The sequence below is a fragment of the Spirosoma agri genome, assembly GCF_010747415.1.
Classification (GTDB): Bacteria; Bacteroidota; Bacteroidia; order Cytophagales; family Spirosomataceae; genus Spirosoma; species Spirosoma agri.
In genome coordinates, this window is record NZ_JAAGNZ010000001.1 from 1,158,610 (window position 1) to 1,172,862 (window position 14,253).

General features: G+C 51.0%; 9 protein-coding genes. 3 read left to right on the plus strand and 6 right to left on the minus strand.

The annotated features are described in order from the left end of the window. The first annotated feature begins 74 nt into the window (after positions 1 to 74). The 3 genes from GK091_RS04820 to GK091_RS04830 are packed head-to-tail and all read left to right on the plus strand — an operon-like array spanning position 75 to position 3,325. Positions 75 to 2,312 carry an ATP-binding protein gene (locus tag GK091_RS04820; protein WP_164035470.1) on the plus strand — a complete coding sequence of 746 codons (2,238 nt, stop codon included), beginning with the start codon at positions 75 to 77 and terminating at the stop codon, positions 2,310 to 2,312. A 3-nt stretch (positions 2,313 to 2,315) separates the two neighbouring features. Then, entirely contained in the window at positions 2,316 to 2,756 is a 441-nt protein-coding gene (locus tag GK091_RS04825) for a response regulator (RefSeq protein ID WP_317166272.1), read from the plus strand. After that, the gene (locus GK091_RS04830; RefSeq protein ID WP_164035471.1) at positions 2,753 to 3,325 is read left to right on the plus strand and encodes a biliverdin-producing heme oxygenase; all 573 of its coding nucleotides are present in this window, start codon (positions 2,753 to 2,755) and stop codon (positions 3,323 to 3,325) included. Before GK091_RS04825 ends, GK091_RS04830 begins: the two co-directional genes overlap by 4 nt. Positions 3,326 to 3,340: 15 nt before the next feature. On the opposite strand, the gene GK091_RS04835 is transcribed toward GK091_RS04830, so the two are convergent. From GK091_RS04835 to GK091_RS04860, 6 genes are all read right to left on the minus strand, one after another. After that, positions 3,341 to 5,380 carry a PAS domain-containing sensor histidine kinase gene (locus GK091_RS04835; RefSeq protein ID WP_164035472.1) on the minus strand — a complete coding sequence of 680 codons (2,040 nt, stop codon included), beginning with the start codon at positions 5,378 to 5,380 and terminating at the stop codon, positions 3,341 to 3,343. A gap of 157 nt (positions 5,381 to 5,537) precedes the next feature. After that, positions 5,538 to 7,913, minus strand: a complete 2,376-nt coding sequence (locus GK091_RS04840) for a M43 family zinc metalloprotease (RefSeq protein WP_164035473.1) — start codon at positions 7,911 to 7,913, stop codon at positions 5,538 to 5,540. A 4-nt stretch (positions 7,914 to 7,917) separates the two neighbouring features. Next, positions 7,918 to 8,412 (minus strand): hypothetical protein, encoded by a 495-nt coding sequence (locus tag GK091_RS04845; protein ID WP_164035474.1) that lies wholly within the window; start codon positions 8,410 to 8,412, stop codon positions 7,918 to 7,920. A 20-nt stretch (positions 8,413 to 8,432) separates the two neighbouring features. After that, positions 8,433 to 9,356 (minus strand): hypothetical protein, encoded by a 924-nt coding sequence (locus GK091_RS04850; protein ID WP_164035475.1) that lies wholly within the window; start codon positions 9,354 to 9,356, stop codon positions 8,433 to 8,435. Positions 9,357 to 9,433: 77 nt separating this feature from the next. Next, complete coding sequence (locus tag GK091_RS04855) at positions 9,434 to 10,807, minus strand: RagB/SusD family nutrient uptake outer membrane protein (RefSeq protein WP_164035476.1); 1,374 nt, start codon at positions 10,805 to 10,807, stop codon at positions 9,434 to 9,436. A gap of 35 nt (positions 10,808 to 10,842) precedes the next feature. Next, positions 10,843 to 13,881, minus strand: a complete 3,039-nt coding sequence (locus GK091_RS04860) for a SusC/RagA family TonB-linked outer membrane protein (protein ID WP_164035477.1) — start codon at positions 13,879 to 13,881, stop codon at positions 10,843 to 10,845. Between the last annotated feature and the right edge of the window lie 372 nt (positions 13,882 to 14,253).

Below are 14,253 nucleotides of genomic sequence, written 5' to 3' on the forward strand. Positions count from 1 at the left end.
CGATAATATCAGTACTGGTTCTATGACTTGATTGCCAGTCTGATTGACATAAGATGCCAACGTACTGTTGCTGAATGACTCCATCAACGTTTGATCTAACTAATTGCGAACGAGAACCAATTCATATTCTCGGTTCGATCCAATCATATGGTTATCTGCTGGCTGTTCTGCCGGATACCTACTCAATTGTTCACGCCAGCGATAATATTGCTGATCTGATCGGTCAATCAGCCGATGAGTTACTGGGGTTGCCTATCGATCAGGCCTTGTCCAATTCCAGTCTGTCGGCCAATGCACTGATCGAATTCCTGAATGTGGGTCGGCGAAGCGAATCATGGGAAGGACTCAATCCGCAACAGTTCGCAGTCAACGGAAAATCCTGGAATCTGATCGTTCACCAGCATCAGGGCCTTATTGTACTTGAATGGGAGCCAGTCGGTGAGCATAATATAGCCCGGAATCAGCAGTTGATTGCACAGGCGCTAACCGAGGTGCAGGCGAGTCGGACGCTGAGCGATCTGTTACAGAATACTGCCCAGCGGGTCAAGAAAATCATTGGATTCGACCGGGTCATGGTCTATCGGTTCGAACCAGATTGGCATGGCCATGTCATCGCTGAAGCGAAAGAAGATCATCTGGATTCGTACATGGGCTTGCATTTTCCGGCGTCTGATATCCCGCGTCAGGCCCGCGAACTGTATAAAATCAACCTGGTTCGGCTGATTGCCGATACGACCAGTACGCCTTCCCGCATTCTGTCGCAACCAGACTGGCCCAACGATAAACCCCTTGATCTCACCCACTCTGTGCTTCGGGCAGTGTCGCCCATTCATATCGAGTACCTCACTAACATGAGTGTACAGGCATCCATGAGCATTTCGCTCATGTACCGGGGTGAGTTGTGGGGATTGGTCTCCTGCCACAACACCGTTCCTCGTTTTGTCGATTATCCGGCACGACAGGCCGCTAAATTCGTGAGCCAGTTGCTTTCGACGGCGCTGGAGTTCCGCAAGGATGAAGAAGACCAGAGCAGTTTGCTCCACTTCCGTCAGAATGGACAGTATTTGCATGAACAACTCCTGCTCGATGAGAATATCGTGAAGGCGCTGACGAAGCAACCGGTTTCTATTCTGGATATGACGAAGGGAACGGGAGCCGCGCTGTTGTTCAACGGCACGGTTTACCGACTTGGACAGACGCCCGACGACGACGAGATCAGGGGGCTGGCCGACTGGCTGAAGCAGAACGATATGGAGTCTATATTGCAAACAGATCAGCTTCCTAACTTGTATCCTCCCGCCGAAAAATTCCGGCATGTAGGAGCGGGGCTATTGAGTATTATCCTGTCGAAAGAGCTGAATGAATATATTTTCTGGTTCAAAGCCGAGCGCATCCAGCAGGTTACGTGGGCCGGAAATCCGGATAAGCCAATTTTGGTTGACGCCGATGGTCAGCATCGAATCAGTCCCCGAACGAGCTTTGCCGCCTGGGTGCAGAACGTTCGAAATACGTCGGAAGCGTGGGCCGAGGCTGAGGTGGCTGCCGTCGTCAAGTTGCGTGAAGACGTATTACAGGTCATTACCAAACAGGCGAATGAAGTGCGGCTGCTGAACCAGCGGCTGCAACTAGCCTACGATGAACTGGATGCTTTCAGCTACACCGTGTCGCACGATTTACGGACACCACTGTCTTCGATCCGGTGTTATTCGGAAATCCTGCTGGAAGAATACGGACAGGATCTTAACCCCGACGCCACAGCGCTCTTTCAGAAGGTCATCGATTCAACTGAACGGATGCGGGCGCTTATCCGGCATATTCTGTTCTATTCCCGAATGGGCCGCACGGAGCTGAATACGCAGTCGATCGACATGAAACAGCTGCTGGAAGGCATCCGAGAAGAGATTATGATCACCGCCAAAGATCGCTCGCTGACCATCACGATTGGCGATACCCCCCCGATTGTGGCTGATGAGACGATGGCCATTCAGCTGTTTACCAACCTGCTTAGTAATGCCGCCAAGTACACGCAGTTAGAAAAAGAGGCTATTATTCGTATAAACGGAAAACAATCTGACGGCGAAGTTATTTATTCGATAGAAGACAATGGTATTGGTTTCGATATGAATCAGGCAGGTAAAATGTTTGACTTGTTCAAGCGACTGGAAAATGCCCGGACCTTTGAAGGCTCCGGTGTCGGATTAGCCATTGTCAAACGAATTGTAATTCGGCACGGGGGTAAAATCTGGTTTCACAGCGAACTTGACCGGGGAACGTCTTTTTATGTTTCATTGCCATCAACACAGACACGCTAGGCTATGGTAGATATGATAGACGTTCTATACGTAGAAGATAATGAAAATGATGCGGATATATTCAGTCGCCTGATGCACAAAATGGGGCGGCCGGTCACGTATACAATTCTGTCGAGCGGTTCTGAAGCACTTGATTATCTGGCGGGGCAGGGAAAATACAAACAGCAACTGACTCCGCTACCGAAACTGTTGCTGCTCGACCTCAATCTGGTGGGATTGAGTGGCATTGATGTCGTGCACAAAGCTCGCCAGCACGACCGGACGCGTTATCTGCCCATTATTGCCTTTAGTACCTCCGATAGCCCGAGTGATGTTCGATCGGCTTACGAAGCCGGTATCAACGCCTATGTTGTAAAGCCTGGTACGTATCAGGATACGGGAGCCCTACTAACTCACCTGTATGACTTCTGGCTTGAACGAAATACCCGGATTTACAGCAAATGATCTCCTTACCCGAACGGCTCCGGCACGAAACCCGACCCGAACACGAGCAAACAGAAGTTCTTTTCTATACCGAGTCGCTGCAAAACGGAACGCTGACAGTTGGCAAATACAGCCATTTGCTTCGAACGCATCTGGTGTTTCATCGGGCACTGGAGTCAGCCATCGATCGTTACCCCGCATTTTTTCAGGAATACGACGCTACAAACCGGCAAAAGACGCCGTGGCTACTCGCTGATCTGGCTGCTCTGCATGTACCGGAACCTCAGGAGTCAGTCAATTTATTTGCGGACTGGTCGCCCGTTGAATTACTCGGCGCGGCCTACGTTGGCGAAGGATCGATGCTGGGCGGTACGGTTATCTGGAAAATGCTCCAGCACAATCAGGCTGTGCTGCCTTTACTGACGCATGCGCGTTTCTTCCGGGGATATGGCTCGGAAACCGGAACCCGCTGGCGAACCTTTAGCGCATTTCTGGTTCAGCGCGGAGTTGACTTTCCAGACGAGGTTGTAACATCGGCCAAGCATGCCTTTACCGCTTACCAAACTGTTTTTCAACAAACGAAAGAGTAACCGCAAATTCAGAAGTTAGTCAGGGTTGGTGTCGGCAACTGGCAGGAACACCCTGAACGTCGATCCCGCGCCGGGCTGACTTGTTACGTCAATAGCTCCACCGTGACTTTCGGCGACACGCTGGCAAATAGCCAGACCAATGCCGGTACCGCTGTACTTCGTTGGGTCGTGCAATCGCTGGAAAGGCGTAAAGATCCGATCCTTATACTTTTCGTCGAAACCGATGCCATTATCTATAATGGTAATAAGCCAAAACGGCGACTCCTGCTGGTCGTGCAGTCGAGGAGGTAGGTCGTGGGCCTGAGCTGGCTCTACCCGTATCTGTAGCATGGGCACCTGATCGGGCTTCGAGAATTTAAGTGCGTTGATGATCAGGTTCTGGAAAAGTTGGCGCAGTCGTGATGTGCTTCCCAGGACAACCGGTAAAGGGGCTACATCAATGGATGCCTTCTTCTCCGTTATGGTCATCTCCAGATCGCTGATAACATCGGTGAGCACACTGGTCAGCGAAACGGGAGAGAACGGTTCCCGCTGCGTAGTCAGCTGCGAATAGGCGAGCAAGTCCCTGATCAGCATCTGCATACGCCGGGCCGATTTCTGAATCCGGCGAACCATATCCTTCTCACCATCCGACAGATTGTCCACAAACTGGCTTTGAAGCATATCGCTGAATGCCTGAATCCGTCGGAGCGGTTCCTGCAAATCGTGGGAGGCTATCTGGGCAAACTGCTGCAAATTTTCGTTAGACCGTTTCAGTTCAGCAACAGCCTCCTTTAGTTCATTTTCCTGTTGCTGAGCGGCTATTTCGACCTTTTTTCGGTCGGTTACGTTGTTATAGGTGACAACAACACCATCGTTACCCTGCTTAACCGCCGATACCTCAAACCAGCCTTCCAGTCCAAATTTATCCCGGTAATACTGAAGACTTTGTTCTGCCTGACCATTAGTAACTACCCGTATATACAAGTCGAAAAAACCGTTTTCGCGATTGCCCGGGAACACGGTCAGCAACGATCGACCAATGATCTGATCGGGTGTCATGAAGTTACTTTTGATGACCGCTTCGTTCGCGGTATCCATCATAAAATCGACGATACTACCAGTCTGGTCCCGCATGGCCGTCATGGCAATGATGCTGTTCAGTGATGCGTCCAGCGTGGTTCGCAATTGGTGTGTCTGACGCTCCAGAACCTGCGTTTGTTCGGCAACGCGCTGCTGAAGAATCTCTTCGGTCCGTTTGTTGGCTGTAATATCGATGACAGTACCGGTAAGACCGTTTGCCTGACCATGTTCGTCGAAGAAGGCCTGTCCATTTGCCTGTAACCAGCGAATTTTACCGTCGTTGAGGCCCACCGTGCGGTACTCGATTGCGTAATGACCACCACTACCGGATTCCAGCGAATCCTGAATCGTTCGCTCTACCCGGTCCCGATCAGTTGGATGAATACCCTGGATAAAGGTGGGATAATCGACCGATGCCGTTACGGGTAGCCCAAACAGTTCTTTCGTTCGATCTGACCAGGTCAGCTCATTTGTGATCGGGTTCAGTTCCCAGGTGCCTAATTTGGCCGATTCGATAGCGAGTCGTAGTCGCCCTTCAACTTCCTGGGCATGAATTTCGGCTTTTTTGCGGTCGGTGACGTCGACCAGCACCCCTGAAAAGATGCTCGGTTCGTTCTGGTCCGTGTAAGCTAACCGACCACGGGCGAGTACCCACTTTATGGTGCCCGTTCCGGTAACGATGCGGTACTCCGCTTCATAGGTCCGATTGAGTCGCATCGCATCCTCAATGAGCTGTACAACAAGCGAACGGTCGTCAGCATGAATAGCATCGGTGAATGTGTTCAAGGGTAACCCGTCCTCGGTTGGTAATCCCTGAATACCAAACAGTTGAAATAGGTTCGAATCGCCGTAAACCCGGTCGCTGCCAATGTTCCAGAACCAGGTCGCAATCATTCCTATACTGAGAGCGGTTTGGAGCTGATCGTATGAACGAAGAAGAATATCTTCCTGCAACAAATGTGGATTACGTTGAGCGGCAACGAGTTGGTTCATTCTTAACTGGCTAGTTACGATCAGATGTCCTTAATCAAGTGGTAACTAAAAACGTATACGGTTGGTTATTAGTGTTAGTACTCAGCCCGGTCGTCTCTTCATTGTGAAAAGACGACCGGGCTGAGTTAGCGTTTAACGACTACGAATGCTGACTTGCTTAGTTTTTTATTACCCGCTTCCTGAATATCTGCTCACCAATGCGCACTTCCACGAAGTAAACGCCACCCGAAGCCGATTGCAGGTTGAGCGACTGCTCGAAGGTATCGGTCGTTTTCTGATGCGCCTGCCGGACAATCTCGACGCCGTTCAGGTTCCGGACGGCCAGTGTCAGCGCCCCTCTTAACGGACTGCTGAAGGATACGGTCATCAACCCATCGCTGGGGTTCGGCGTTACGGTCATTGCCTGCTCGACCAGCGGGTTGGTGGCCGTAACGGTTCCTGTCCGCACATTGACGCGCACTGTCGCCTGGGCTGTACAAAGGTCAACGCCTGAGCCTGATACGGTGTACGACGTCGTTTGCGTTGGCTGTGCCACGACCTGTGGACCCAGGGTGGTGTTCAGCCCAGTACCGGACCACGTGAATACACTGGCTCCCGTCGCGTTCAGCGTAACGGTCTGGCCCGGATCGATAAACAGCGACGACGACGCTACCTGTACCGATGGCTTCATGCCGATGCGGGCGGTAATGTTATGCGAAACGTTTATGCCCAGACTATCGGCATAGCGCAGCCAGTCACCTTTCTGATTCTGCCGCCAGGCCGTGGCAAACAACGATTCCCCGTTTTGAGACGTGACCAGCGCAACAGTGTCACCAGCGGCATAGGGTAGGAGAACCCCAACATGGTACGATAAGCCGAAGAGCGGCACATTTTTGTCGAACGTCACGGTTGTAGGGCGGTTGTTGGCTACATCATCAAGAATAGTTCGCAACGGAACGTCTTTTTGACCCAGAATAGCGCCGGGGCCGTTCTGAAAACCGCGACCATTCCAGACCGTTACCGTCACGACTGATTCCGTAGCGGCACCTCGGGCGGCTTTGGCCACACCAAATTTTAGGGATGCACCTGCCAGATTATTATAGCTCAACGTGTTGTCGAAGAATTCCGAAACGGCCTGTGCCCGTTTGCTGTTCTGGCCCGCCAGATAACCCGTTCCGCCAGGCTCTCGTATGACGGTAGGTGTTCCGCTGAAGTTGGTGACCTCGGCGCATAAACCCTGATTCAGCACTTCGATGTATTCGGTGCGAACCAGCGGGTCCGATGTGCCAATGGCATTCGACGTGACCAGCGTTACTTTGAATTTACCGGGCTGATTGTACGTTACCGTTGGGTTCTGCTCGGTTGAGGTAGCCGGTGTGCCGCCCTCAAAGGTCCATTCCCATTTAGTCGGAAATCCACTCGAAATATCAGTAAAGCGAACCTGTCCGCCGAGCAATACTTTTCGCGTATTGGCTTGAAAGTTTGATGTAGGGCGAGATGCTACCAGCGTGCCACAAACGTTAGACGTGAGCAGGGTATTTCGGCGCGGACTGATTTCCATCACGGCCCGAATCCGGTCTTTTTGGTTCAGCGTAAAGATATTCATGCAGGCATCATTGGAATAGTCCATGTAGTTCTGCACCATGTTTGCATTGCCGCAACTAACTCGTCCCGTTGGGCAGCCACTACTGGCCGATGCCTGCGGGGGCGTATCGGCACAAAAATCATCACCGCAGTTAGCATCACCCCAGATATGGCGCAGACCCAGCCAGTGACCTGTTTCGTGCGTTAAGGTGCGACCCAGATTGTAGGTGTTCCGCATGGTCGGGAAATTACCTTTGCTGGCATTGCCAAACGACCGGTAATCGATCACGACACCATCGGTACTGGCCGGACTGCTGGTTGGAATACCCGCCAGATTAGACTGGCTCGGAAACTGCGCATAGCCAAGGACGCTACCTCCTCCGGCCACGGGTTCATTGAGTTCCAGCACCCAGATGTTGTAGTATTTGTCGGGATTCCAGTATGTACCTGGCTTAAGGATACCGTCCGTGTCGTTGATATTCCAGTTAGCGCGGTTGCCATTGTATCGATCAATACCCGGTTCGGCCATCGTCTGCCCCTGAGGATTGACCACTGCCGCACAAAACTCAATTTCGATATCCGCGCCAACCGGATTCGCGTTGAAACCCGGTGTGCCCGCTTTCCGGCGGTAATCCTCATTCAGCGTTTCCAACTGCGACTGCACCTGGGCGGCACTGATGTTTCGGCCCGAGCCAACTGCTTCGCCATTATGCACAACGTGAACAACAACTGGAATGGTAATAACCGTTGCTGTCTGGCGGCTGGCGGCCATTCGCTTCTTAAGTTCAACCATTTTGAGTTGCAGCTGCCGTTCAAAATCGTTGAGTGTGCCCAGCTGTGGGTATTTGGCACGTAAGGCACTGTCCATTTGCATGGTAGCGCATTTATCCGGTGGCCCAAGCGGATCCTGAGCCTGGATTGCTTGGCTGCAAATAAAGAGAAGTGACAGGCTGAGTAGTAATCGGAACATACGCCTATTTGGTAGTAACAGAATTGAATGTGAACCGATAACTGGCATCGATATCACCAAAGTAAAGTTCTACGGTTAAAACGGTAGCCGTCAGGGTTTTTACTGTAGCCAGGTACTTACCATCCAGAACCGGAATGTAGAACGCCAGCGTAGCATTGGCATTGACCAGATCCCAGCTATCCGTTAGGTAGATATCGGATGCCGATGATGAGCATTTGGTAGCGCCCTCACTCGCTTCGAGTTTGTGCTCGGCGTTGGCGTAGAAAGTGATCAGATCGTCATAGATGCAAGGATCGATACCACTCTGATTGACAGGAATGACTCCTGATCCGGTACCACTATCAAAAACCTGTAAAGAGACCATCTTCCATGATTTTTTTTCGGTGCCAGTCAGCAGTTGACTATAGGTGGTGGGTTTGGGTTCAATTTTTTCGGAACATCCCCCAAGCAGCCAGCCAACTATACTCGGAATGAGCAGAAAGCGTAAAAAGTATCGCATAAAGCAGCGTGTCGAACGGTTTATTGGGGTGTGTACGTCTGTGTAAAAAGAAGTGTGGTGTCCCGATAGGTAGTCACCGAATTACTCGTCATCCCGATCCGGACTTTTGCCTGAAGGTTCAGGGTGATCTGGCGATTACGTGGATTCCAGGCTCCGGTTCCGCTAAGTGCTCCATTTGTGCCAAGCGCGTCGTTTGCCTGCGAAGGAACAGTCAGTGAGTTATCACCATTATCCGTAAAAATTAACGCTGGCTTTTCGGCATTGAACCCGAACAAAGTACTGTTGCCTACAACCACAAAATTAATCAGACCGATGTTCCAGTTGCTTAGCGTATACTGCTTACAATCGGTGCTGGTTATCTCAACATTTGGCACCGTTGCTGTTCTTCCTGCTACGACGCCACTTCCCGTATAAAAACCGCCGAACAGGCAGTCGTCTTTGATTGTCAGCGTAAACCTTCTACCTATGGGTACTTCGCCCGTACCAAAACCGACCTGTAAGGTGTTGGGTTGCACACCCGTCAGTGTAAAGGTGAGCGATTGGGAGTCCAGGATATTGTTGGCATTATTGATCAGTTTTACGGAAATTTCGCCGAAGCTCTTGTTGGCTGGGATGATCACCGTCCCTTTCGTGCCGACAATACTATAGTCCTTTCCTTCGCGCGCTGTCCCGCTCACGCTGTAATTGATCGTAATCGGCTGACTTAGTATCGGACCAACATTATGCACCCGAATGGCAATCGGCTGGCTATAGCTTTCCTTGTACGTTAGCGTTGAATCGGTGAACCGGACGAAGTACGGTCCTTGGAACGTTCGGTTCAAATCGTGATCTTCCTCACAGGCCCCCGACACCCACCCAACCGCCACGACCATAAGAAGGGTCACCAGCCAATGGTGGCTGGTATACTGTTTACCCGATTGTTTATATGTAGTTTGGTCTTTCATATTGTAGACTTCACTGAATCGATTTTAAGAAATGTAAACCTATAGGGCTTTTGACACCCAGCACGCTCTGACCAGATCTAGTAACCCGGATTCTGGTTCAAGCTTGGGTTTTGCTGGATCTCACGCTGCGGGATAGGCCAGAGCTCGTAGCGGCTGTTCCAGTTGGGCGTGAAGGCGGACATAACTGCCTGCGCCCGCCCCGTCCGAACCAGATCGTACCACCGTTGTCCTTCGAACGCCAGTTCATAAACACGTTCCCGTTCAACGGCTAGCAGCACATCGGCCTGGGCAGATACGGCAACCGCTGGTGCTTTGGCACGGGTACGCAACACGTTGATGTCGGCAATGGCTCCGCTGGTACCGGTCAGTTTTCCCTGCTGAGCACGGGCTTCGGCCCGGATCAGATACAGTTCGGCGAGCCGCATTAAGACAATGTTGTTGTTATCCTCCGAAGCTGTACCGTATTTAAGTACCGTCCAGCCGTTGTCATTTCCTTTCAGGTTCTGAACGCTGAAGCCAATCGTAGCACTGCGTGTACCCGATTCCGCCGATGTAAGAGCAGCAACGATCTGATTCGATGGAATAACCTCCCGGCGGCTCACATACAGGTTATTTAAGCTATAGCTACTGGTTCCCGGATCATCGGTGAGATTGTAACCAACTTCAAGAACAGATTCAGCCGTAAAGTCTCTCAGAACAATATCGGAGTAATTGGTTAGCAGGGTATATACCCCCGCACTAATTACAGTTGAAGTCATCTGTTCCGCCAGTGCCCAGTTTTTCATGTACAGATAATACCGGGCCATAGCTGCCTGGCAATTCAGTTTATTGATGTAGGTCGCATTCGTGGTTACGTCCGTTGATCCAGAGGCTACGGAGGGTAAATCGGTGAGAGCTGCCTGGTAATCAGCCAGTACCGAAGCCAGAATGTCGGCTTTGGCCGTTCGGCCTATATTACGGTTCGTTGCCTGATCGGTCGTTATTACTTTTGGAATATCCCCGTAGGTGTACGCACCAATGAAGTTAGCCCAGCCGCGCATAAACTTCGCTTCGGCAGAGACCTGTTTCCGCGTGGCTTCCGTAACACCACTTACCTGCGGTAGCCTGTCCAAAATAAAATTAGCCACGTAAATGGTGCGGTACAGATTTACCCAAAGCTCATCAACGGCCCCGTTTGCCGCTGTAATTTGCTTGGTGCCCAGTTCCCGGTAATCGGTGAACGTTCCGTTATGCTGAATGTAATCAGCGGTGAAATCGCCCGCAATCATGTTTGGCGAGGCCATCCCCCGGAATGAGCTATACAAACCAAGTCGAACAGGCTGCACATCGTTCGGTTCGTTCAGGACCAAATCATCAACTAACAGGGCCACTGGCTCCTTGTTAAGTACCTGCTCACAGGAAGCCAGACTGAACAAGGTAAGTACTATACTATATCGTAGAAAGCGAATCATATCAAAAGTTGCGCTAATTGTCGAGTCCGTGCGGATCAGAACGTGAGTGTCAGTCCTGCCAGCACGGTTTTTACCTGAGGAAACGTAAAAAAGTCAATGCCCTGTGAGGTGGTTGAACCATCGAGCGTACTCACTTCTGGATCAGCCCCCGAATACCGTGTCCAGGTTAGCAGATTTGTCGCTGAGGCATAGAGTCGGACATTACCAACCTTATACTTGTTAGTCCATTTCTTTGGCAAGTTATAGCCAAGAGATACATTCTTTAGACGCAGGTATGAGCCATCTTCTACGAAGCGGCTGCTAAGGTAGTTGTTGTAGGTGTCCTGGTATACGTACTTCGGTACGCTGGTAATGTCGCCCTCTTTTCTCCAGCGTTTGAGCGCCAGCTTAGACTGATTGTTTTGTATGTCAGCACCGGTATTCAGCAGCGCGGTAGCGTTCGACAGGTTGAGCGTACTGTTTCCATACGAGAATTGAAGTAAGGCACTCACATCGATACCGTTCCAGGAAACCCGGTTCGTCAAGCCACCGTATAGTTTGGCCTGCGCATTCCCGATTACCTGTCCGTCGGCGGGTGTTATGCGGCCATCACCGTTCTTATCGTCATAGATAGCATTGCCCGTAGCAGGATCTACACCCAGAAACTTGAGTCCCCAGAACGTTCCCAGCGGTTGACCCTGCAAAATTACATTGGTTCTATCCACGCCGTTACCCGTATAGCCCCGGAACAAGGGTACGTCACTCGCTAGTTCGACGACCTTGTTTTCATTATGCGAGAGATTCAGATCCGTAGTCCAGCGAACAGCTTTATTCATATTGACAGACGAAATCGTTAGTTCGATCCCCCGGTTACCCACTTTTCCGATATTACCCTGTACCGTACTAAATCCGGTCGTTTGCGGAATGGGCTGCGCAAACAGAAGTTTGTTCGTCAGGTTATCGTATGCGTCAATGATCAGGTTCAGACGGCCGCTGAAGAACGATGCGTCTAGTCCAATATTGGCTTCGCGGGTGCGCTCCCATTGCAGCAGTGGATTGGCCAGCGTAGCCGGGCCGATACCTGTTGCTCCACTGTAGGTAGTGGAGGCCCACGTTCCCAGGAACTGATAGTCCCCAATGCGTTCGTTTCCGGTAAATCCGAAGCTGGCCCGCACTTTCAGATCGCTCAAAAAGCGGAATGACTCCATGAATTTCTCACTGGAAATTCGCCAGGCCAGCGATGCAGACGGGAACAGACCAAACCGTTTCTGCTGTCCGAACCGTGACGAACCATCGTAACGAGCCGTGATCGTTGCCAGGTATTTTTCGTCGTAGTCATAGCGAACTTCGCCAAAGGTCGACAGCAATCCGTTGTTGACAAAGGTAGATGTCCCCTGGTCAACGATACCGGCAGAGGTAATATAGGTAAAATCATCACTCGGGAATAGCCGGCCCTGTAAGTTGCCGTACCGCTCCGTATGCTGTAATATCTCAAGGCCGGCCAACGTATTAAATCGGTGTTTTTCGGCCAGTTGAAAGCTATAGTTCAACGTATTTGTATTGATTAGCGTCGAGAGGGTGGTGTTGCCGAAATCGCCATAGCCCTGCCCGCCAACGCTGGCCAGAAAGCCGCCAATGGCTGTTGTCGATGGTTCGAAATTGTCTTCGGTTACGTTATTATAATCAACACTAACCTTCGACCGGAAGCGCAGGTTTTGAATAATTTCGTATTCTCCGTAAATGCCCGCCAGTAATTTGACCGTCAGGGTATTGAAGCGGGGGAGAACGGCCTGTGCCAGTGGGTTGAAGTTCGGGAAGCCGGGGTAGTCCGGATCGTTGGGGACGGTGAGCTTGCCCTGGTCATTATAAGGCGAATAATATGGTAAACTTTTCATGGCCCCCGAATAGACCCCATCCAGGAAATTATCGCCTTTCACCCGCTTGTTGAACGCGCGTGACAAGGTCATGTTCGTGCCGAATGAAAGTTTTTGGGTTGCTTTGTGATCGAACTTAAATTGGCCTGTGTAGCGTGTAAACTGGTTGTTGACCTGAACGCCCTGCTCATCGCGGTAGCTGCCGCTCAGATAAAACTGCGTTTTGTCGTTGCCACCCTGCGTCGACAGCTGGTATTGCTGATAAACGCCTTTTCGCAACACAGCGTCTACCCAATCGGTATCGATGCCATCGGTAACGCCTTTTATCAGCCCCAATTTATCCGGGTTGAGCCCGGCATTGGTAACTGCTTCCCGTTGTAAATCGAGTAATTCGGATGAGTTAAGCAGATCTGGCCGCCGAACGACATCAGTCATACCGCGCTGAACGTCAAGGGTAAATCCTGTTTTTTGGTTCGATTTCCCCCGCTTGGTTGTTACAATCACAACACCATTAGCCGCCCGTGATCCGTAGATTGCCTTTGCCGACGCGTCTTTCAAGACCTCGATTGATTCGATGTCGTTGGCGTTAAAGAGCGAAAAGGCATTATCCTGCTGACCACCAAAATCGCGGCCAGTCAAATTACCATCTTCAACAGGAACGCCGTCGACAATAAACAAAGGTCGGTTGGAAGCAGAAATAGAGGTGTTGCCCCGGATGCGTACCGTCAATCCACCCCCCGGTGTACCCGACGACTGCGATACCTGGACACCAGCCGCCTGCCCTTGCAGGGCCTGATCGAAGCTGGCAACGGGAATATCCTTGAACCGATCGGGAGATACGGACGCAATGGAACCGGTGATGTCTTTGCGCTGGGTTGTGTTGTAGCCAGTTACAACGACCTGACTCAGTTCATTGATCGCTTCCTGCATTTGTACGTTCACGGTCGTACGGTTGCCAACGGCGACTTCCTGGGTAATTAGACCAATGGAGGTGAGAACCAGGACGGCTGTGCTTCCCGGAGCGGTGATGCTATAATTTCCGTTTGCGTCGGTGCTGGCTCCGGTGGTTGTTCCCTTAACCTGAATATTGACGCCCGGAATTGGTAACCCATCCTGCACCGATGTTACTCTACCCGTTATACGCTGGCTCTGGGCCAATAATCGAACCGGCAGCATAGCCAGTAAGACTCCGCAAATAAAAATACCGTAATAGTTCCTCATGTATAGCTTATAATCCAGACAAAATCATTTAGGGTAGAACGTGACTCAATCACAAAACAATGTACTGAAAATACAGTAGGATGCTACCGCTTTTAACGAAAAAATTGATTTCGTCGTATAAATCCATAGGCGAACTAGTGCCCTATTCCTACGCTTATTTTTATTGCCTTATCGCGCTCCAGGGCTGTTCCAGGCCGCTTGACCACACGTCATGAAAAGAAGGCGCAATAGGTTACGCAACGGTTTTACTGAGCAACTTCGCCTACTTTATTGATGATCAGTAGTATACGCACCGTGCAATGGGTGACGTTAGACGTTACCGATGCCTGTACAACATAAAGAGGTTCTTCCGCCTAAGAAGAACCTCTTTAT

Bases quoted from the DNA above. Each gene is read 5' to 3' on its own strand.
- GK091_RS04825 (WP_317166272.1), top strand. From the start codon at position 2,316: ATGGTAGATATGATAGACGTTCTATACGTAGAAGATAATGAAAATGAT.
- GK091_RS04860 (WP_164035477.1), bottom strand. From the start codon at position 13,881: ATGAGGAACTATTACGGTATTTTTATTTGCGGAGTCTTACTGGCTATG.
- GK091_RS04845 (WP_164035474.1), bottom strand. From the start codon at position 8,412: ATGCGATACTTTTTACGCTTTCTGCTCATTCCGAGTATAGTTGGCTGG.
- GK091_RS04820 (WP_164035470.1), top strand. From the start codon at position 75: ATGACTCCATCAACGTTTGATCTAACTAATTGCGAACGAGAACCAATT.
- GK091_RS04835 (WP_164035472.1), bottom strand. From the start codon at position 5,380: ATGAACCAACTCGTTGCCGCTCAACGTAATCCACATTTGTTGCAGGAA.
- GK091_RS04850 (WP_164035475.1), bottom strand. From the start codon at position 9,356: ATGAAAGACCAAACTACATATAAACAATCGGGTAAACAGTATACCAGC.
- GK091_RS04840 (WP_164035473.1), bottom strand. From the start codon at position 7,913: ATGTTCCGATTACTACTCAGCCTGTCACTTCTCTTTATTTGCAGCCAA.
- GK091_RS04830 (WP_164035471.1), top strand. From the start codon at position 2,753: ATGATCTCCTTACCCGAACGGCTCCGGCACGAAACCCGACCCGAACAC.
- GK091_RS04855 (WP_164035476.1), bottom strand. From the start codon at position 10,807: ATGATTCGCTTTCTACGATATAGTATAGTACTTACCTTGTTCAGTCTG.